The sequence below is a fragment of the Pseudomonas sp. VD-NE ins genome (genome assembly GCF_031882575.1).
Lineage (GTDB): Bacteria > Pseudomonadota > Gammaproteobacteria > Pseudomonadales > Pseudomonadaceae > Aquipseudomonas > Aquipseudomonas fluorescens_BZ.
This window is the reverse complement of record NZ_CP134772.1, coordinates 234,881-254,802: the sequence shown is the minus strand read 5'-3', so window position 1 is coordinate 254,802 and position 19,922 is coordinate 234,881. Positions and strand designations below refer to the sequence as shown.

The 19,922-nt window shown below is 59.8% G+C and carries 16 protein-coding genes; 11 read left to right on the top strand and 5 right to left on the bottom strand.

The features are described 5' to 3' along the window. Positions 1 to 3 precede the first annotated feature (3 nt). From mgrA to RMV17_RS01040, 3 genes are all read right to left on the bottom strand, one after another. Entirely contained in the window at positions 4 to 1,041 is a 1,038-nt protein-coding gene (mgrA, locus tag RMV17_RS01050; RefSeq protein WP_007917913.1) for an L-glyceraldehyde 3-phosphate reductase, read from the bottom strand. A gap of 110 nt (positions 1,042 to 1,151) precedes the next feature. Continuing rightward, entirely contained in the window at positions 1,152 to 2,471 is a 1,320-nt protein-coding gene (locus RMV17_RS01045) for an LLM class flavin-dependent oxidoreductase (RefSeq protein WP_311884936.1), read from the bottom strand. A gap of 1 nt (position 2,472) precedes the next feature. Beyond that, complete coding sequence (locus RMV17_RS01040; RefSeq protein ID WP_034151868.1) at positions 2,473 to 4,698, bottom strand: TonB-dependent receptor; 2,226 nt, start codon at positions 4,696 to 4,698, stop codon at positions 2,473 to 2,475. Between the two features lie 205 nt (positions 4,699 to 4,903). On the opposite strand from RMV17_RS01040, the gene RMV17_RS01035 reads away from it, so the two are divergent. Next, the gene (locus RMV17_RS01035) at positions 4,904 to 5,941 is read left to right on the top strand and encodes a LacI family DNA-binding transcriptional regulator (RefSeq protein WP_311884933.1); all 1,038 of its coding nucleotides are present in this window, start codon (positions 4,904 to 4,906) and stop codon (positions 5,939 to 5,941) included. Positions 5,942 to 6,130: 189 nt separating this feature from the next. Beyond that, a complete protein-coding gene (locus RMV17_RS01030; protein ID WP_311884931.1) occupies positions 6,131 to 6,391 on the top strand; it encodes a hypothetical protein in 261 nt (86 codons plus the stop codon). 25 nt (positions 6,392 to 6,416) lie between these two features. On the opposite strand, the gene betT is transcribed toward RMV17_RS01030, so the two are convergent. Both betT and epsC read right to left on the bottom strand, forming a co-directional pair. Further along, positions 6,417 to 8,378, bottom strand: coding sequence for a choline transporter BetT (betT, locus tag RMV17_RS01025; RefSeq protein WP_311887007.1), 1,962 nt, complete (start codon positions 8,376 to 8,378; stop codon positions 6,417 to 6,419). A 594-nt stretch (positions 8,379 to 8,972) separates the two neighbouring features. Continuing rightward, entirely contained in the window at positions 8,973 to 9,899 is a 927-nt protein-coding gene (epsC, locus tag RMV17_RS01020; RefSeq protein ID WP_034151864.1) for a serine O-acetyltransferase EpsC, read from the bottom strand. Between the two features lie 190 nt (positions 9,900 to 10,089). Here epsC and RMV17_RS01015 point away from each other — a divergent pair, with 190 nt between their 5' ends. The 9 genes from RMV17_RS01015 (at position 10,090) to RMV17_RS00975 (ending at position 19,921) form a co-directional block, all read left to right on the top strand. Then, positions 10,090 to 11,082 carry a D-cysteine desulfhydrase gene (locus RMV17_RS01015; RefSeq protein WP_311884928.1) on the top strand — a complete coding sequence of 331 codons (993 nt, stop codon included), beginning with the start codon at positions 10,090 to 10,092 and terminating at the stop codon, positions 11,080 to 11,082. A gap of 310 nt (positions 11,083 to 11,392) precedes the next feature. Further along, on the top strand, positions 11,393 to 12,193 hold the full coding sequence (gene tcyJ, locus RMV17_RS01010) for a cystine ABC transporter substrate-binding protein (RefSeq protein WP_034151862.1): 801 nt from the start codon (positions 11,393 to 11,395) through the stop codon (positions 12,191 to 12,193). Continuing rightward, positions 12,193 to 12,909, top strand: a complete 717-nt coding sequence (gene tcyL / locus RMV17_RS01005) for a cystine ABC transporter permease (RefSeq protein ID WP_311884926.1) — start codon at positions 12,193 to 12,195, stop codon at positions 12,907 to 12,909. Before tcyJ ends, tcyL begins: the two co-directional genes overlap by 1 nt. A gap of 2 nt (positions 12,910 to 12,911) precedes the next feature. Continuing rightward, positions 12,912 to 13,661: an L-cystine ABC transporter ATP-binding protein TcyN gene (gene tcyN, locus RMV17_RS01000; protein ID WP_034151861.1), complete on the top strand. Its 750-nt coding sequence runs from the start codon at positions 12,912 to 12,914 to the stop codon at positions 13,659 to 13,661. Positions 13,662 to 14,134: 473 nt separating this feature from the next. Continuing rightward, positions 14,135 to 14,899: a hypothetical protein gene (locus tag RMV17_RS00995; protein WP_311884922.1), complete on the top strand. Its 765-nt coding sequence runs from the start codon at positions 14,135 to 14,137 to the stop codon at positions 14,897 to 14,899. A gap of 268 nt (positions 14,900 to 15,167) precedes the next feature. Then, on the top strand, positions 15,168 to 16,409 hold the full coding sequence (locus tag RMV17_RS00990; protein WP_311884920.1) for an SfnB family sulfur acquisition oxidoreductase: 1,242 nt from the start codon (positions 15,168 to 15,170) through the stop codon (positions 16,407 to 16,409). A 25-nt stretch (positions 16,410 to 16,434) separates the two neighbouring features. After that, positions 16,435 to 17,628: an SfnB family sulfur acquisition oxidoreductase gene (locus tag RMV17_RS00985; protein WP_311884918.1), complete on the top strand. Its 1,194-nt coding sequence runs from the start codon at positions 16,435 to 16,437 to the stop codon at positions 17,626 to 17,628. After that, entirely contained in the window at positions 17,628 to 18,986 is a 1,359-nt protein-coding gene (locus RMV17_RS00980; RefSeq protein ID WP_311884916.1) for an LLM class flavin-dependent oxidoreductase, read from the top strand. The genes RMV17_RS00985 and RMV17_RS00980 overlap by 1 nt, the downstream gene beginning before the upstream one ends. Positions 18,987 to 19,111: 125 nt before the next feature. Continuing rightward, a complete protein-coding gene (locus RMV17_RS00975; protein ID WP_311884914.1) occupies positions 19,112 to 19,921 on the top strand; it encodes a MetQ/NlpA family ABC transporter substrate-binding protein in 810 nt (269 codons plus the stop codon). Position 19,922: the final 1 nt, after the last annotated feature.

Below are 19,922 nucleotides of genomic sequence, written 5' to 3'. Positions count from 1 at the left end.
TCATCACTCCGCCGTCGAAGGCTTCTCCCAAAGATTGATCCCGCCCTCTTGGGCAAACCGGTCAATCTCCGCCAACTCTTCAGCACTGAAGCTCAAATTCTTCAGCGCCCCAACGTTCTCGATAATCTGCTCCGGCCGGCTCGCACCAATCAGCGCCGAGGTCACCCGCGGATCGCGCAGCGTCCACGCCAGCGCCAGTTGCGCCAGGCTCTGACCACGGCGCTTGGCGATCTCGTTCAGTGCGCGCACGTGAGCGATGTTGGCCTCGGACAAGTGCGAAGCCTGTAACGAACCACCGCCCGGACGATTGACCCGCGCATCCGCCGGCACGCCGTTGAGGTATTTGTCGGTGAGCAGACCTTGCGCCAGCGGGGTGAAGGCGATCACACCAGTGCCGAGTTCATCCGTAGTATCGAGCAGGTCTTTTTCCACCCAGCGATTGAGCAGGTTGTACGCTGGTTGATGAATCAGCAGCGGCACTTTCCACTCTTTCAACAGCGCCGCGATCTCGCGGGTTTTCACCCCGGAATACGACGAGATGCCGATGTACAACGCCTTGCCCTGCTGCACTGCAGTGGCGAGGGCGCTGGCGGTTTCTTCCAATGGGGTATCCGGGTCGAAGCGGTGGGAATAGAAGATATCCACATAGTCGAGCCCCAGGCGTTGCAGGCTCTGGTCGAGGCTGGCCAGCACGTATTTGCGCGAGCCACCGCCCTGACCGTAAGGGCCGGGCCACATGTCCCAACCGGCCTTGCTGGAGATGATCAGCTCGTCGCGGTACTGCTTGAAGTCTTCGCGCAGCAGACGACCAAAATTGATCTCGGCGCTGCCGTACGGCGGGCCGTAGTTGTTGGCCAGGTCGAAGTGGTTGATGCCCAGGTCGAACGCAGTGCGCAGCAAGGCGCGTTGGGTGTCGATCGGCGTGCTGTCGCCGAAGTTGTGCCATAGGCCCAACGACAGCGCCGGCAACACCAGACCGCTGCGCCCGACGCGGCGGTAAGGGATGGAGTCATAGCGGTTTTCGGCAGCGGTGTAAGTCATCGAATCCTCTCTTGTCTGTCTTGAATGGGGTGTCGACTGCTTCGCGAGCAAGCTCGCTCCCACCTTTGGAATGCATTTCCCTGTGGAAGCGAACTTGCTCGCGAAGGGTGTTACACAAATCGATTGCCGGGTCGGGCCAGGCCAAGGTTCTCGCGCAACGTCCGGCCCTCATACTCCGTTCTGAACAGCCCACGCCGTTGCAGTTCCGGGACCACGCCATTGGCGAAGTCTTCAAGCCCGCCTGGCAGGTGCGGCACCAGCACGTTGAAGCCGTCCGCAGCGCCCTGTTCGAACCATTCCTGCAAGCGATCAGCGATCTGCTCCGGCGTACCGACCAGGCTGTAATGCCCGCGTCCGCCAGCAATCTTGCGACCCAGTTCGGCAAGGCTAAGGTTCTCCCGCCCCGCCAACTCAGTGAGCAATTTCTGCCGGCTCCGCTGGCCGCTTTCCGTCAGCGGCAACTCAGGCAACGGACCGTCCAGCGGGTACTTCGACAAATCGAAGTTGCCCAGCATACGCCCAAGCAAGGCGACGCCAACCTCGGGTTCGACTAATTGCTGAAACGTTTCACATTTTTCCTGCGCCTCGGCTTCGGTACCGCCGACCACAACAAAAACCCCGGGCATGATTTTCAGCGAATCGGCGCTGCGACCGTATTTCGGCAAGCGCCCTTTGAGATCGGCGTAGAACGCCTGGGCATTGGCCAGCGAGGCCTGCGCGGTGAACACCACTTCAGCCGTCTGCGCTGCCAATTCGCGCCCGGTTTCGGAAGATCCGGCCTGAACAATCACCGGTTGCCCCTGCGGTGAACGCGCAACGTTCAGCGGGCCTTTGACCCGGAAGTGCTCACCGACGTGATCCAGCACGTGCAGTTTCGCAGGGTCGTAATACGCCCCGCTGGCCTTGTCGCGAATGAAGGCATCATCCTCCCAGCTGTCCCAAAGCCCGGTGACTACCTGATGAAATTCGCGGGCACGGCTGTAGCGTTCGGCATGGCCGATATGTTCGTCGCGTCCGAAATTCAACGCCTCGGAAGCATTGTCCGAGGTCACCAGATTCCACCCTGCTCGCCCCCCCGACAGGTGATCGAGCGAAGCGAATTTGCGCGCCACATGATACGGCTCGTTGTAACTGGTGGTCGCCGTGGCGATCAAGCCGATGTGCTCGGTCACCGCACTCAGCGCTGAGAGCAACGTCAGCGGTTCAAAGTGATCGGAGCGTGCCATGCGACTGGCGATATCCTGGGTCGGCGCGGCGACGCTGTCAGCAACAAACAACGCATCGAACTTCGCCGCCTCGGCAATCTGCGCCAGGCGCTTGTAATGGGCGAAATCCAGTCCCGCATTCGCAGGCACATCAGGATGACGCCACGCCGCCACGTGGTGTCCGGTGGCCATGAGGAATGCGCCGAGTTTCAACTGTCTGCTCATCTCAGAAATCCTTGCGCAGTTGCACGCCGAAGTAGCGCTCGTCATCCCGTGGCACGGCGCGGTAGATGTAGTTGCCGCCGCTGGCAAGCAATGGAGAATAAGACTTGTCGGTGAGGTTCTTGCCCAGCAGCGCCACGCGCCAGCCATTGCTGTAATCGGCCAGCGCAACACTGGCGTTCCACAGACCGTAGGCACCCTGCTTGGTGTCGACGTTCTGGCTGATGTCGTACTGCACTTCGCTCTGCCAGCTGTAGTCGGTGCCGAGTTCGATATCCAGGCCGTTATCCAGCGGGATGGTGTAGTCGGCGCGCACGTAGCTTTTCCAGTCCGGGCTGAACGGCAGCGGTTTGCCGTTGACGTTGCACGACGCCGCCGCGCCCGCCGGGCAGGCGAATTCGTCGATGCGGGCGCGGGTGTAGGCCAGTGCGCCGGACAGCTTCAATTGCTGGGTGGCCTGCAAGGCGTAATCGAGTTCGACGCCTTCGGTGCTGACGCTGCCGGCGTTGATCAGACGCGTCACCACTTGCCCGGCGACGGTGTCGAAGAAGTTCGCCTGATAGTTGTCGTAATCGCTGTGGAACACCGCGAGGTTGGTGGTCAGGCGATTGTTCCAGCTCGTCGCCTTGATGCCTGCCTCCCAAGTGTTGGAAGTTTCCGGTTTGAGCGCTTCGGTGTCGCGCGGCTGCATGTTGAAGAACACGTTGTAGGCCGGGCCTTTGTAGCCGCGCGAATACGTCAGATAAGTGGTGACCGTATCGCTCAAGTCGTATTGCACACCGAGGCGGCCGGACCAGCCGTCTTCGTCCACCGAACCGGAGCTGCTGGTGGCCGGTTGAATGCCGCTGACCGTGGTCGCCGAAGTCGAAACGCGGCGGTGATCGTATTCCAGCTCATCGTGGGTGTAGCGCAGGCCGGCGATGCCACGAAAGTCCGAAGTGAAGTTCAGCGTGCTCTCACCGAACACCGCATAGCTGTCGCTGGTGGTGCTGTAATCGGCGACGCCTCGGTCGGTGCGCGTGGTCGTTGTCAGTGTGCGCTGATAGGTCTCGTCGTCCTTGCCGTGCATGTAGAACAGACCACCGACGTATTCGAGAAATTCGCCCTTCGGCGAGGCCAGGCGCAGCTCTTGCGAGTATTGATCGAAGGCCAGATCGCCCTTGTCCGCGGTGCCGGGAAACGCTGCGGTCACGGTGCCGAGACGGTCGCCATCCTGATACTGAGTGTTGTCCCAACCACGCCACGCGGTAATCGACGTCAGGGTGTAATCGCCCAGTTGCCAGTCGAGCTGGCCGGACAAGCCTTTGTTGGTGTCCTCAACGTGTGAGCGGGTGTCGGTGTTGATGTCGCGGTTGTGGCTGCTCGCATTGACCGGGCTTAGCGCATTGGCGAAGGCCGGGGTCAGCGACTTGCTGACCACGCCGTTGGGGCCGTCATCGTGGGACTGCATGTAGTCGGCGATCAGGGTGAAAGTGACGTCGTCATTCGGCGTGAATTCGAGTTTGCCGCGCACGCCGCGATGGTTGTAACCGTTGACCTCTTGGCCGTTGTGCTTGTTGTCGACGTTGCCGTCGTAGGTGCCGAACAGCGTGCTGATCGAGCCTTTCAACGTGTCCGGAATCAGGCTGCCGCCGATGCCGAACCGGGTGCGGCTTTCGTTGCCGCTGTAGTACGACTGATCGATGTAGCCATGGGTCTCGGCGGTGGGTGCCTTGCTGGTGATGTTGAGCACACCGGCCGAGGCGTTTTTGCCAAACAGCGTGCCTTGCGGGCCGCGCAATACTTCGACGCGCTCCAGATCCAGCAAGTCGAGAGTGGATTGGCCGGGACGCGCATAGACCACGCCGTCGATCACCGTCGCCACGGTCGGCTCGACGCCAGGTGAGGTGGAAATCGTGCCGACACCGCGCACGAACAACGAAGTGTCCTTGTTCGACGCGCCAGTGCGGAAGTTCAGCGACGGCACCTGCTGGACGATGCTCGCTACGCCGTTGCGGTTATCGCGTTCAAGCTGCTCCCCGTCGATGACGGACACCGCGACCGGTACTTTTTGCAGCGACTCCTCGCGACGGGTGGCAGTGACGGTCACCGATTTGAGCGTCGGCTCCTGATCACTGCTCTCGGCAGCGAATGCGTTGGGCAACGGCAGCGCCGCCAACCCCGTGAATAGCCAGCCGGCGGCGCGAATCGACTGCGCCAGTGTGTGTGTCGCCCCAGGAATGTTATGCATGTTTGCCCGCTCGAAATTGGCCCTTAACCGCTGCCGTTCTGCGACGACAGCGCCTGAATCGGTGTCTTGGGCATTCGCTTGAGCGAGTAGCAGACAGCGCGCTTTGTTAGCGCTACCATCGACAGTATTGGCAAGCCGCACATAGAGCGTCCAATACTGAAAAATTACTTTTATATGCGATTTGGTTTTTAAGAGGGATGGAGCCTTGAGCGAAGAAAAACCCCGCAAACGTCGTGGCGCCGGACGCGTGACCCTGAATGCCGTAGCACGTCAGGCCGGGGTTTCGGCGATTACCGTGTCGCGCTATTTCAACCAGCCGGAGCAGGTTTCGCCCGAGCGTCGCGAGCGGATTGCTGCGGTCGTAGCTGAGCTGGGTTACGTGCCGAATCTGGTGGCCGGCGGGCTGGCCTCGGCGCGGGGAAAAATCGTCGGCATGGTCATCCCGAACATCTCCGGGCCGATCTTCGCCAATACCATTCAAGGCTTCAGCGACACCCTCAGTCGGCATGGCTATCAGCTGTTGCTGGCGTCGAGTTACTTCAGCACTGAACAAGAAGAAAACGCCGTGCGCGCGTTTCTCGGCTGGTCACCCGCGGCGCTGGTGCTGACCAGTCACTTTCACAGTGCGGGTACGGAAAAGATGATCGCCGAGGCGGATATTCCGGTGATTGAAACCTGGGATTACCAGCCGGATCGGGAGCCGATGCAGATCGGTTTTTCGCATTTTGAGGTGGGCGTGACAGCCGCCAGATATCTGCTGGAAAAAGGCTACCAACGTATCGCCTTCGTGCAGAACAGCGCTGCGGGCGACTTCAGCGCATTGGAACGCCGCGACGGTTACGCGGCGACCTTGCGCGAATCCGGCCTGGATCCTTGGGTCTATGCCCCTGACGCTGATCGCGCACCATTCAAGGCCGGCAAACAGGCGATGGACGCCCTGATGAACACCACACCGCGCCCAGACGCGATCATCTTCGCCAACGACAACCTCGCCGCCGGCGGCCTGCTCGCCGGGCAACGCGCCGGTTTGAAAATCCCCGAAGACTGCGCCGTTCTCGGCTTCGGCAATTACCCGTTCGCCGAGATGCTTTTGCCAAGCCTCAGCACGATCAAACCACCGGCACTTGAGATCGGCGTGCTCGCTGCAACCCGCGTACTGGAAAGTCTTGGGGTATTGCCGAGCGACGAGTTGCAACGGCTGAACCTGCTGCAATGCCAGGTTATCGAACGCGAAAGTACCTGATGAGTATGGCGGGGGCTGGATTGGCTATGCTCTAAAGGACACAGAGGTGGCCCTTTCGCGAGCAGGCTCGCTCCCACAGGGATTTCCTGCGTACGTAAAATTTATGTCCAGCCGAGATCCATTGTGGGAGCGAGCCTGCTCGCGAAGGGACTCTTCCCGGCACTGCACCTCCATCAGGCAGAACGCCCCATGCACACCCCCATCATCATCTTCTTCGGCCTGGTCCTGCTCGCGCTGATGCTCTACATCGGCGAGCGTATCGGCTTCAGCCGCCAGACCATGGCCTACGGCTTCGCCGCCCTGTGGCTGGCGTTGACGGTGATTAATGGCGCGGTGGGTGTGGTCCACACCGGCCAGCCGCTGGGTTCCGAAATAGCGATTGGCAGTGCGGTATTCGGCGTGCCGATGGCGGCGATGGTGTTGTTCATGGTGCTGAGCGCCGAGTCATAAAACCGTCCCGACGCTCAGCTCCCGATCAACGCACCAGATGCAGGAACTGCATGTGGCGTTCGTACTGGTCGAGGATGTCGTTGATGATCTGCTCTTTGGTGTAGCCGACCAGATCGTAGTCCTGACTGCCCTCACTCAAGTGCACTTCAGCGCGGTAGTAGCGACGATTGTTGAGCTGCTTGGAGCCCATGCCGCCACGCGCGAACGACGGCGTGAAGTAGCCGCGCATCTGCACCTGATAGATGAACGGATGCGCATCACCATGGCCGATTTCGAGGCTGACGCTGTCATTCGCCGGATCCGGCTGGGTGACCACGTTGAGGCCTTTCTCGACGAACACCGCCGTCACTTCTTCAATCGCCGGGCGCACCGTGGTGTCCATGAAACGGTACACCTCGTCACGCGACGGGAAATGCACAGCCTGACTCAAGCGCTGACGCCAGCCACCCGTGCCACGTCGCGAACCGGAGACCGGTGCCAGCGAATGCAACTGTGCAATCTGCTTCTGCGACTCCAGATAGAACGCCTTGTGCAGGCCCCACATCATCAGCAACAGAATCAACGAGAACGGCAACGAGGTCAGCACCACCGCCGATTTCAGCGCATCGATGCTGCCGGAGAACAGCAACGCACTGGTGATCAGCGCGGTCATCGCGCCCCAGAACACCCGCAGCCATTTCGGGCCGTCTTCGTCCGGGGTGCCGCCCTTGGCCGACAAGGTCGAGAGCACCACCGTGCCGGAGTCGGCAGAGGTGACGAAGAACACGAAGCTGATAAACACCGTCACGGCAATGACGGTTTTGCTCCACGGGTAGGTTTCCAGCAGCAGGTAAATGCTCATCGACGGGTTGTCGAGGGCGGACATGCCCAGCGCACTCATACCGTGGTTGAGTACCTGATCGATTGCGCTGTTGCCGAAGATCGACATCCACGCGAGGGTGAAACCGAGCGGAATCAACAGCACGCCGAAAACGAATTCACGGATGGTGCGACCACGGGAAATCCGTGCGATGAACAGGCCCACGAACGGCGACCATGCAATCCACCAGGCCCAGTAGAACACTGTCCAGCCGCCGAGCCAGTCGCTCGGTTTATCGTAGGCGTAGAGGTCGAAACTCTTCATCGGCAAGGCGCCAAGGTAGTCGCCGATATTCTGGATCAAGGTGTTGAGCAGGTGCTGCGTGGGCCCGGCAAACAACACGAACAGCAGCAGCGCACAGGCCAGCAGCATGTTGATGTCGGACATCACCCGCACGCCTTTATCGACGCCGGAGACGGCCACGATGATCGCCGCGCCCATCATCAGCGGGATCAGGCCGACCTGAATCCACTGGGTGTGAGCGATGCCGAACAGGTAGTCGAGACCGGAGTTGAGGTGCAGCACGCCGAAGCCCATGTCGGCGCCCAGACCGAACACCGTGGCAATGATGCCGAAGCCATCCACCGCATAACCGATGGGGCCGTTGATGCGTTTGCCAATCAGCGGATACAGCGCCGAGCGCAGCGCCAGCGGCAGGTTGTGGCGGTAGGCGAAATACGCCAGCGCCATGCCGACGAAGGCGAACACGCCCCAACCATGCAGGCCCCAATGCAGAAACAGGATCTGCATCGCCTGACGCGCCGCATCCGCCGTGCCCGCCTCGCCTTGCGGCGGCTGCAGCATGTGGGTCAGCGGTTCGGACACACAGAAAAAGAACAGCGTGATACTGATCCCTGCGGCGAACAGCATGCCGGCCCAGGACAGGTAACTGAATTCGGGTTCGTCGTGGTCGGCACCGAGTTTTATCTTGCCGTAGCCGGATAAGGCGGTGACCACCACGAAGACCAGATACAGGGTCATCGCGAGCATGTAGTACCAGCCGACCGTGTTGGCCGCCCAGTTTTGCGCTTCCAGCAGCCAGGCGCCGGCCTGTTCAGGCATGGCGATGACGACGAGACCAAACAGCAGAATGACCGTCGCGGCGAAGTAGAACACCGGCGGATTCATGCGTACCAGACCACTGGCGGGGGTAGACGATGCACTCATGAAACGTGCACCTCGAGGGGTTGAAACGTGGCTGAAATGATCGGACTCAGCAAAGGCAAGCCTCCTGTTGTGAGCGGGCAGCGAACCACCGGTTTAACTTGAATGAACGTTCAAGTTAAACATGGATGGGGTGGTAAGGACTAATCGTACGGCTAGGCGGTAGTTTTCCTACGCTAGCTCAAGGATGGGTATGACGTGGGTTTGAAGGTATTCGTTCAATAGCCCCTCACCCTAGCCCTCTCCCAAAGGGAGAGGGGACTGATTGGGGGATATTTGGGAGATACGCCGACCTGAAATTTCTTCGCCGAATCCATAATCGACTCGGTATTTCAGGTTGATGTATGACGCAAGACACTTCGGTCGACTCCCTCTCCCAAAGGGAGAGAGGCTGATCGGGGGATATTTGAGAGATACGCCGACGTGGTCCTGCTTTACCGAATCCATAATCGACTCGGTGTTTCAGGTCGATGTATGACGCAAGACACTTCGGTCGGCCCCCTCTCCCTTTGGGAGAGGGCTGGGCGGGCGGCGTTCCGATGAGGGTTTGCTTTGCCCCTACTTCTGCGTCCCGTCATCATGCTGCAAATTCGCCTGGGTCAGATTGCACCCCGCCGGCACACTGCGCGTCAGCCATACATTGCCGCCAATGGTCGAACCCTTGCCAATGGTAATACGCCCAAGAATCGTCGCCCCCGCATAAATCACCACATCGTCTTCAACAATCGGATGGCGCGGATGGCCCTTCTGCAACTGCCCGTCTTCATCCGCCGGGAAGCGCTTGGCGCCCAAGGTCACCGCCTGATAAATCCGCACCCGCTCACCAATGATCGCGGTCTCGCCGATCACCACGCCCGTACCGTGATCGATAAAGAAGCTGCGGCCGATCTGCGCACCCGGGTGGATATCAATGCCGGTCGCCGAATGGGCGATTTCCGCACTGATCCGCGCCAGCAACGGCAAACCTGCGCGATACAAATGGTGGGCGAGACGATGGTGAATCACCGCCAGGATCCCCGGGTAGCACAGCAGCACTTCATCTACACTGCGCGCCGCCGGATCACCGTGATAGGCCGCCAGCACATCAGTGTCGAGCAGCGTGCGCAGGCCCGGCAATGCGAGGGCGAAATCCTGCACGATCTGGATCGCGCGGGCCTCGACTTCAGTGTCGGCCTGCGCGCTGTGGCGAGCGACGTAACGCAGCTCCAGACGGGTCTGCGCCAACAAGGCATTCAGGGCGACATCGAGGGTGTGGCCGACGTAGAAATCTTCACTCTCTTCACGCAGATCGACCGGCCCCAAACGCATCGGAAACAGCGCGCCACAGAATGCTTCAAGAATCTCCGCCATCGCTGCCCGCGACGGTAACTCGCGGCCACCCTGTTCGCCGGAAGCCCGGCCGTTCTGTGCCCGCCACTGATCCCGCGCGCTGCGCAGCTGGCTGACGATGGTCTGCAATTGCCAATGGCTGGAACGCTCGCTCACGGTAAAGACTCCTCACGGGCGGCCGGACTGTCTGGCCGCGTCAACGGCGACTACTTTACGGCATGCTCGCGAAGGCGAATTAAGAACCGATAGTGCTGGCGTCAGTTCATTTAGCTATAAGCGATTGGCGGTTGCCCCTGCAAAAGCGCGTGCCTATAGTCCTTTCATCTTCCTCCGCCAGTACGGACTCATGATCAAACAAAAGCTGGACCGCTTTAATCGTCTCGACCTGCTCGGCCACCCGACGCCACTGGAAAAACTCGAACGCCTGTCCACCTGGCTCGGCCGCGAGGTGTACATCAAGCGCGATGACCTGACGCCGCTGGCCATGGGCGGCAACAAACTGCGCAAACTCGAATACCTCGCCGCCGACGCCTTGGCGCAAGGCGCCGACACGCTGATCACCGCCGGGGCGCTGCAGTCGAACCACGTTCGCCAGACCGCCGCACTGGCCGCCAAACTCGGTCTCGGCTGCGTAGCACTGCTGGAAAACCCGTTGGGTACCGACGATAGCAACTACACCGGCAACGGCAATCGCCTGCTGCTGGATCTGTTCGACGCCAAGGTCGAGCTGGTCGACAACCTCGACAACGCCGACGAACAACTCGCTGCCCTCGCCGTGCGTTTGCGCAGCAACGGCAAGAAGCCGTATCTGGTGCCGATCGGTGGCTCCAATGCGCTCGGTGCGCTGGGTTATGTGCGCGCCGGTCTGGAGCTCGCCGAGCAGATCAAGGACACCGGCCTGAATTTCGCCGCTGTAGTGTTGGCCTCAGGCAGTGCCGGGACTCACAGCGGTCTGGCGTTGGCGTTGAGCGAAGTGTTGCCGCAATTGCCGGTGATTGGCGTGACCGTTTCGCGCAGTGAAGAAGACCAGCGGCCGAAGGTACAGGGCCTGGCGGAACGCACGGCAGAGCTGCTCGGCGTCGAACTGCCGGCCAGTTTCAAGGTCGAGTTGTGGGACGAATACTTTGGCCCGCGTTATGGCGAGCCGAATGCCGGGACGTTGGCGGCGGTGAAATTGCTGGCGAGTCAGGAAGCGGTGTTGCTCGATCCGGTGTACACCGGCAAGGCCATGGCTGGGTTACTCGATGGTATCGGCCGTCAGCGCTTCAATGTAGGCCCGATCATCTTCCTGCACACCGGTGGCGCGCCGGCGTTGTTTGCCTACAAGGATTTCCTGTAGCGAGATCGTTCCCACGCTCTGCGTGGGAATGCAGCCGTGGACGCTCCGCGTCCCCTTGAGCGCTGGAACGCGGAGCGTCCCTAGAGGCGTTCCCACGCAGAGCGTGGGAACGATTCTCATATTCCAATAAAGAATAACATTTCAATTATTAAGTATTTTCAAGTCTAACAAAGGCATCTTATAGTCTCGCCGCAGGCGAATTTCGCGCAAGACGCATAAGCTGCTTTAGGGCACGATAACGCAGGCGCACGAATCATCAATTCGCCAACTTTCCTTAAGCGTCTTCCATAAGAAAACACAGGGGCTTGTCATGAATTTTTCCGCACTACGTCGCAATCTGCTGGTGGGTTCGCTGGGCCTGGCGCTGAGCGCCGGTCTGATCGGCCAGGCAGTGGCCGGTGAGCAGCTGCAACAGATCAAGGACAAAGGCGTTATCAACGTCGGCCTGGAAGGCACTTACCCACCGTTCAGCTTTGTTGATGCCGACGGCAAGCTGTCCGGTTTCGAAGTCGAACTCTCCGAAGCCCTGGCGCAAAAACTCGGCGTCAAAGCCAAGATTCAGCCAACCAAGTGGGACGGCATCCTCGCCGCGCTGGAATCCAAGCGTCTGGACGTCGTGGTCAACCAGGTGACCATCTCCGAAGAACGCAAGAAGAAGTATGACTTCTCCGAGCCGTACACCGTTTCCGGGATTCAGGCGCTGGTGCTGAAGAGCAAAGAAGCCGCGTTGAACATCAAGACCGCCAATGACCTGTCCGGCAAGAAAGTCGGTGTCGGCCTGGGTACCAACTACGAACAGTGGGTCCGCGCCAACGTGCCAGGCGCTGACGTGCGCACTTACGATGATGACCCGACCAAGTTCGCCGACCTCAACAACGGTCGCACCGACGCCATCCTGATCGACCGTCTGGCCGCACTGGAATACGCCAAGAAAGCGCCAAAAACCGTCGCTGCCGGTGAAGCTTTCTCCCGTCAGGAAGCCGGCGTTGCTCTGCGCAAAGGCGAACCTGAACTGCTGGCTGCCGTGAACAAGGCCATCGACGAACTGCGTGCAGACGGCACTTTGAAGAAGCTGTCCGAGAAGTACTTCAACGCAGACGTCACTAAATAATGGAAGCTGGATTTCAATTCGAAGCGCACTTCCCGCAGTTGAGCCAGCAAATCGCCGAAACCACGGCGCTGTTGCTGGACTCCGCGCCCTTTCTTCTCAAGGGCGCGTACTACACGGTAGTCCTCAGCCTCGGCGGGATGTTCTTCGGCTTGCTGCTCGGCTTCGGCCTGGCGTTGATGCGCCTGTCGCGCTTCAAATCATTGAGCTGGCTGGCGCGCGTCTACGTGTCGTTCTTTCGCGGCACGCCGCTACTGGTGCAGCTGTTCGTGATCTATTACGGCTTCCCGCAACTGGGAATCGAGCTGGATCCGCTACCGGCGGCGCTGATCGGCTTCTCGCTGAACATGGCCGCTTACGCCTGTGAAATTCTGCGCGCCGCGATCGGTTCGATCGAACGCGGTCAGTGGGAAGCCGCTGCGAGTATCGGCATGACCCGCGCGCAAACCCTGCGCCGAGCCATCCTGCCGCAAGCGATGCGCACGGCGTTGCCGCCGCTGGGCAACAGCTTCATCTCGCTGGTCAAGGACACGGCACTGGCCGCCACCATTCAGGTGCCGGAGCTGTTCCGTCAGGCGCAATTGATTACCGCCCGGACTTTCGAAGTCTTCACCATGTATCTTGCCGCCGCGCTGATCTACTGGATTCTGGCCACGGTGCTTTCGCACTTCCAGAACAAGTTGGAAGAGCGGGTCAATCGGCACGACCAGGAGTCCTGACGATGATTGTCGTGGAAAAACTGACCAAGCAATTCAAGGGTCAGGTCGTGCTCAACGGCATCGACCTGGAGGTCAAGGAAGGTGAAGTCGTCGCGATCATCGGCCCCAGTGGTTCGGGGAAAACGACGTTCCTGCGCTGCCTGAATTTCCTTGAACAACCCACCAGTGGCCGGATCAAGGTCGGCGATATCGAAATCGATACCAGCCGCCCGCTGAACCAGCAGCAAGCGCTGGTGCGCAACCTGCGCCAGCACGTCGGCTTCGTGTTTCAGAACTTCAACCTGTTCCCGCATCGCACCGCTTTGGAGAACGTCATCGAAGGCCCGATCGTGGTCAAGAAGATGCCGCGCGACGAGGCAATTGCCCTAGGCAAGAAGCTGATGGCCAAGGTCGGACTTGCCGGCAAAGAGGACGCTTATCCCCGTCGTCTCTCTGGTGGTCAGCAACAGCGTGTGGCAATTGCCCGGGCGCTGGCGATGGAGCCTGAAGTGATATTGTTCGACGAACCAACCTCGGCGCTCGACCCGGAACTGGTCGGCGAAGTGCTGGCGACCATTCGTGGCCTGGCTGAAGAGAAACGCACCATGGTGATCGTCACCCACGAGATGGGGTTTGCTCGCGACGTGGCCAACCGTGTGGTGTTTTTCGACAAAGGCGTGATTGTCGAGCAAGGTGAAGCCAAAGCGTTGTTTGCCAACCCGAAAGAAGAACGCACTCAACAGTTTCTCAGCAAGTTCCTTAATCACGCCTGAGAACTTAATTACACTATCGAAAACTTCCACGGATGGAAGTTACCTTTTATCAAAGCCCATCCCACACCTTCACCCTTATCCAGAAAACCTTATTCGGCGCGGTACATATATATGTTCTGCAACAGATAACGCCTGCCTGAAACCCAGACCACCCCGCACGATCGCATTCGAATAAACCTGCGCAAAAATCCGCAAAAAGCCCCTGAGTTCCGTGGTCTATTTCGCTTTAGCACCTAGGCATAAGGCCACAGCAACGTAGGAAGCTTCTGATTAATTCGTAATTCACGGATTAACTAATATCGTCTATTGACACCCCTTCCCACACACTCTTATCTAGTCGACAACCAGCACCACTTAGTTCAACAACCCCGTATTCAAGCTGAATAAAAATTAAAGTTTTATTGCCAGTTTATTCACGTCTTTTGTTTATTTCAGAAACGGACTTCGCTGCAAGGCTTCAAGGAGAGAAATCGATGACCCGCACTTCGCATACCCCCGAACTGGCAGCGCCGATCCTCGCGCCAGCGCAAAAAACCGGCATCAATCTGACCGCCGCCGCACATCTGCAGATTGAGGTACCGCCCTACCCCGATATGGACAGCGGAGACCTCATCGAACTGTTCTGGAACAAATGCTATGTCGCTTCCAGAGTGCTGAAGGCCGACGACGTCGGCGCGGCAGTCAGCCTGCGGGTACCGGAGAGTTTCATTGCCAACGGCACCGCGCGCATTCACTACCGGGTGATGCAGGTCGGTCAGGGGCCGGCGTTTTCGCCGGCGACGCGAGTGCAAGTCAAACTGGACTGCCCCGGTGGGCAACCTTCAGCGTTGAGCGCCGATGAAAACCAGCAACTGGCACCCGTGACAATCCCCGATGCGATTCGCCGTCAGGGCGTGAACCCGAATCAGATCAAACGCGGCGTACCGCTGACCATCGAGCCGTACCTGAACATGGCCGAGGACGACGCCATCACCTTGCGCTGGGGTGATGTGCGCATGGATCTGGCGCCAGTCACCGCCGCAGATATCGGCTTGCCGATTCAGGTCTGGGTACCACCGTCGGTGATTGACGAAGCGGGCGAGGATCTACGGCTGGACGTGACGTATTGCATTCTCGATCGAGTCGGCAACAACTCTCGCTGGGCGCCGCCACGCACCTTGAAGATCGGTTGCTTGAATCCTTATCTGAAAGTCCCTCTGAGGCACGAACTCAAGGCGGCCGAATCGCGCAAGGATTGATGTGTCTGGCCGATGGTGGGGGTTTATCCCCCTCACCTGAAAATTCTTAACCAATCCGACCATCACCTCTTCTATACATATTCCTAAAAGTTAGTTTATTTAATATTTATACACGCTTAGGGTATATGAACCGGACCACCGGACATTCTTTCGTTCGCCGCACTCTTGCGGCGTTTTTCATGAGATGTGAGGTAGGTAGTATGGTCCGGAACACAATCACCCCAGTGCAGATCGCCAGGGCATTGCGTGCAGCCAAGGAGCGGCACTGATGTCCAGTCTGGCAGACGCAAACGTCCAGTCGGATCTGGACATCGCCCCGTTGTTGTTGCCCGCGCAGGTCTTGCGCAACGACGCCCAAGCCATCAAGGCCGCCCATGAGCTGGCGCAAGTCGCCCGCGTGCAGGCCGCCAAACGCGACCGCCAGCGCAAGCTGCCATGGTCGGAAATCGAACAGTTCACCCGTAGCGGCCTGGGCAGCATCGCCATCCCGCGCGAATACGGCGGCCCGCAGGTCTCGTTCGTTACACTGGCCGAAGTTTTCGCAATCATTTCTGCGGCCGACCCGGCATTGGGACAGATCCCGCAGAACCAGTTCGGCATCATCAATCTGTTGCTCGGCAGCGCCACCGAAGCGCAGAAACAACAGCTGTTCCAGAGCGTCCTGGAAGGTTGGCGCATCGGCAATGCCGGCCCGGAACGCGGCACCAAAAACACCTTGGAGTTGAAAGCGCGGATCACCGCCGACGGCGACGATTACGTGATCAACGGCCAGAAGTTCTATTCCACCGGCGCGCTGTTTGCGCACTGGGTCGCGGTCAAGGCGCTCAACGATGACGGCAAGCAAGTGCTGGCCTTCGTCCGTCGCGGCACGCCGGGGCTGCGCATCGTTGATGACTGGTCGGGCTTCGGTCAGCGCACCACCGCCAGCGGTACGATTCTGCTGAACAACGTGCGTGTCGAGTCGAGCCTGGTGGTCGACAACTGGAAGATCAACGAAACCCCGAACACCCAAGGCGCGGTGTCGCAGCTGATTCAAGCCGCCATCGACGCTGGTATCGCCCGCGGCGCCATTGACGACGCCATCGAGTTCGTCAAAACCCGTGCACGGCCGTGGATCGATGCCAAGGTTGATCGCGCCAGCGATGACCTCTATGTGATCGCCGATATCGGCAAACTGAAAATCGAACTGCACGCCGCCGAAGCGCTGCTGCGCAAGGCCGGGCAGGTTCTCGATCAAGTACACGCTGCGCCGCTCACTGCCGAATCTGCCGCCCGCGCTTCGATCGCCGTGGCCGAAGCGAAAGTACTGACCACCGAGATTTCCTTGCTCGCCAGCGAAAAGCTTTTCGAACTGGCCGGCAGCCGCGCCACCCTCGCCGAATTCAACCTCGACCGCCACTGGCGCAACGCCCGCGTGCACACCCTGCATGACCCGGTGCGCTGGAAATATCACGCGGTCGGCGCCTATCGCCTCAACGGCACTTTGCCTGCTCGCCATTCCTGGATCTGAGACGACCAGACATCTGGAGAAACCTATGACTTTTTCCCATCACGTCGCGGTCATCACCAGCGATGAGCAAGCCCTGATCGTCGCCAGCGACCTGGCCGAAGATTTCAAACGCGACAGCGCCCTGCGCGACCGTGAACGTCGCTTGCCATTACCGGAACTCGACGTGTTTTCCCGCTCGGGCCTGTGGGGCATCAGCGTACCCAAGGAATACGGCGGCGCTGGCGTGTCCAACGTAACTCTGGCCAAAGTCATTGCCCTGATCGCTCAGGCTGACGGCTCGCTTGGGCAGATTCCGCAGAACCATTTCTACGCACTGGAAGTGCTGCGCGTAAACGGCAGCCACGCGCAAAAACAACGGCTGTACGCCGAGGTTCTCGCCGGCCAGCGCTTCGGCAATGCCCTGGCGGAACTGGGCACCAAAACCGCTCACGACCGCGTCACCAGTCTCAAGCGCGACGGTGACGGCTATCGCATCAACGGCCGCAAGTTCTATGCGACCGGCGCGATTTACGCACAGCGCATTCCCACTTCTGTGGTGGATGAAAACGGTGTACAGCAACTGGCCTTCGTCCCCCGCGACAGCAAAGGCCTGACCGTGATCGACGACTGGAGCGGCTTCGGCCAGCGCACCACCGGCAGCGGTTCGGTGGTGTTCGAAGACGTGTACGTCGCGGCTGAAGACGTGCTGCCGTTTCAAAGCGCGTTTGAACGTCCAACCACCGTCGGCCCGCTGGCGCAGATCCTTCACGCGGCCATCGACACCGGCATCGCGCGCGCCGCTTACGAAGACGCGCTGCATTTTGTGCGCAGCAAGACCCGGCCGTGGATCGATTCCGGCAACGACAAAGCCACCGAAGACCCGCTGACGCTGAAAAGCTTTGGCCACTTGAGCATTCGCCTGCATGCCACCGAAGCCTTGCTCGAACGTGCTGGCGAATTCCTCGACACCGCGCAAGCCGAGACCAAAGCAGAGACCGTCGCCGCCGCCTCGATTGCCGTCGCCGAAGCACGGGCGATCAGTACTGAAATCTCTTTGGCCGCCGGCAGCACGCTGTTCGAACTGGCTGGAAGCCAGGCGACCCTGATCGAGCACGGCCTCGACCGTCACTGGCGCAACGCCCGCGTGCACACCTTGCACGACCCGGTGCGCTGGAAGTATCACGCGGTGGGCAACTACTACCTCAATGACGAAAACCCTCCGTTGCGAGGGACGATCTGATGAGCGCCGGGAAAAAGAAGATCCTGCTCAACGCGTTCAACATGAACTGCATCGGCCACATCAACCATGGCCTGTGGACGCATCCGCGCGACACCTCAACGCGCTACAACACCATCGAGTACTGGACGGAACTGGCGCAATTGCTGGAGCGCGGGCTGTTCGACGGCTTGTTCATCGCCGACATCGTTGGTGTGTACGACGTCTATCAGAACTCGGTCGACGTCACGCTCAAAGAGTCGATCCAGTTGCCGGTCAACGATCCGTTGCTGCTGGTTTCAGCGATGGCTGCGGTGACGAAAAACCTCGGCTTCGGCCTGACCGCTAACCTCACCTATGAGCCGCCGTATCTGTTCGCCCGGCGCATGTCGACGCTCGATCATCTGAGCCGTGGTCGCGTCGGCTGGAACATCGTCACCGGTTACCTCGACAGCGCCGCCAAAGCCATGGGCCTCAGCGAGCAGGTCGAACATGACCGTCGCTACGACCAGGCCGAGGAGTACCTGGAAGTGCTCTACAAACTCTGGGAAGGCAGCTGGGAAAACGGCGCGGTGCTCAATGACCGCGAGCAGCGGATCTACGCCAACCCCGAAAAAGTGCACAAGGTCGAGCACAAGGGCGAGTTTTATCAGGTCGAGGGTTATCACCTTTGTGAACCATCGCCGCAGCGCACGCCGGTGCTGTTTCAGGCCGGCAGCTCCGATCGCGGTTTGCTGTTCGCCGGGCGCCATGCCGAGTGCGTGTTCATCAGCGGCCAGAATAAACCGTCGACCAGGGTTCAGGTCGACAAGGTCCGCGCCAGCGCCGTGGAAGCCGGGCGTAACCCTGAGGACATCAAGGTGTTCATGGGCCTTAACGTGATTGTCGGCGCGACGGAAGAAGCCGCGTGGGCCAAGCACGCCGAGTACCTGAGTTACGCCAGCGCCGAGGCCGGTGTGGCGCATTTTTCCGCCTCTACCGGCATCGATTTTTCCCAGTACGGGATCGACGAACCGATCCAGTACGTGAAGAGCAACGCCATTCAGTCAGCCACCAAGAACCTGCAGAACAACGACTGGACCCGGCGCAAATTGCTCGACCAGCACGCGCTCGGTGGCCGTTACATCACCGTGGTCGGTTCGCCTGAGCAAGTCGCGGATGAACTGGAATCGTGGATTGCCGAGACCGGCCTCGATGGTTTCAACCTGACCCGCATTGTTACCCCTGAAAGCTATGTCGATTTTATTGAGCTGGTGATTCCCGAGTTGCAGCGGCGCGGGTCGTACAAGACTGCGTACGACAGCGGCAGCTTGCGCGAGAAGCTGTTTCACGGAGAGGCGCAGTTGCCCGAGCAACACACCGGCTCCTCGTTTCGCCGCTAAAAGCATCGCTGGCAAGCCAGCTCCCACAAGGGTCTGTGGCGTTCACAAAACCTGTGGGAGCTGGCTTGCCAGCGATGAGGCCGCAACAGGCACCACAAATCTTATGCACTGACTGGAAAACCATCATGACCCAGAAAACCCTGTCTCACCCAGTCAAAGCACTGGCCCTGGCCCTCGGCCTGTTCAGCTCGGCGATCTTCGCCGCCGACGCCCCGTTGAAAATCGGCACCACCGCCGCCTTCGCCATTCCGCTGGAAGCCGCCGTCGAAGAATCCTCCAAACAGGGCCTCAAAGTTGAGTTAGTGGAGTTCACCGACTGGATCGCACCGAACGTCAGCCTCGCCGCCGGCGACATCGACGTGAACTACTTCCAGCACATCCCGTTCCTGGAAAACGCCAAAGCCGCCGCGGGTTTTGATCTGGTGCCGTTCGCCCCGGGGATCATCAACAACGTTGGTCTCTACTCGAAAAAATACAAAAGCTTCGATGAGCTGCCAGAAGGCGCCAGCGTCGCCATCGCCAACGACCCGATCAACAGCGGCCGTGGTTTGCAGCTGCTGGCCAAGGCCGGTTTGATCACGCTGAAACCGGGCGTCGGCTACAAGGCTACCGAAGACGACATCGTCGCCAACCCGAAGAAGATCAAAATCCTCCAGGTCGAAGCCGTGCAATTGGTACGCGCCTATGACGACGCCGATCTGGTCCAGGGCTACCCGGCCTACATTCGTCTGGCGAAGACCTTCGATGCCGGTTCGGCGCTGCTGTTCGACGGCCTCGACCACAAGGAATACGTGATTCAGTTCGTCATCCAGCCGAAGAGCAAAACCGATCCGCGCCTGATCAAGTTCGTCGACATCTACCAGCACTCACCAGCCGTTCGCGCGGCACTGGATAAGGCCCACGGCAAGCTGTATCAAGCCGGTTGGGAAAGCTGAG

What these genes read in the sequence shown, in the direction of transcription:
- tcyN (WP_034151861.1), top strand. Translation starts at nt 12,912, where the DNA reads ATGATTGTCGTGGAAAAACTGACCAAGCAATTCAAGGGTCAGGTCGTG.
- RMV17_RS01030 (WP_311884931.1), top strand. Translation starts at nt 6,131, where the DNA reads ATGCACACCCCCATCATCATCTTCTTCGGCCTGGTCCTGCTCGCGCTG.
- RMV17_RS00980 (WP_311884916.1), top strand. Translation starts at nt 17,628, where the DNA reads ATGAGCGCCGGGAAAAAGAAGATCCTGCTCAACGCGTTCAACATGAAC.
- RMV17_RS01040 (WP_034151868.1), bottom strand. Translation starts at nt 4,698, where the DNA reads ATGCATAACATTCCTGGGGCGACACACACACTGGCGCAGTCGATTCGC.
- RMV17_RS01045 (WP_311884936.1), bottom strand. Translation starts at nt 2,471, where the DNA reads ATGAGCAGACAGTTGAAACTCGGCGCATTCCTCATGGCCACCGGACAC.
- tcyL (WP_311884926.1), top strand. Translation starts at nt 12,193, where the DNA reads ATGGAAGCTGGATTTCAATTCGAAGCGCACTTCCCGCAGTTGAGCCAG.
- RMV17_RS01015 (WP_311884928.1), top strand. Translation starts at nt 10,090, where the DNA reads ATGATCAAACAAAAGCTGGACCGCTTTAATCGTCTCGACCTGCTCGGC.
- betT (WP_311887007.1), bottom strand. Translation starts at nt 8,378, where the DNA reads ATGAATCCGCCGGTGTTCTACTTCGCCGCGACGGTCATTCTGCTGTTT.
- RMV17_RS00975 (WP_311884914.1), top strand. Translation starts at nt 19,112, where the DNA reads ATGACCCAGAAAACCCTGTCTCACCCAGTCAAAGCACTGGCCCTGGCC.
- tcyJ (WP_034151862.1), top strand. Translation starts at nt 11,393, where the DNA reads ATGAATTTTTCCGCACTACGTCGCAATCTGCTGGTGGGTTCGCTGGGC.
- RMV17_RS00990 (WP_311884920.1), top strand. Translation starts at nt 15,168, where the DNA reads ATGTCCAGTCTGGCAGACGCAAACGTCCAGTCGGATCTGGACATCGCC.
- mgrA (WP_007917913.1), bottom strand. Translation starts at nt 1,041, where the DNA reads ATGACTTACACCGCTGCCGAAAACCGCTATGACTCCATCCCTTACCGC.
- RMV17_RS00995 (WP_311884922.1), top strand. Translation starts at nt 14,135, where the DNA reads ATGACCCGCACTTCGCATACCCCCGAACTGGCAGCGCCGATCCTCGCG.
- RMV17_RS00985 (WP_311884918.1), top strand. Translation starts at nt 16,435, where the DNA reads ATGACTTTTTCCCATCACGTCGCGGTCATCACCAGCGATGAGCAAGCC.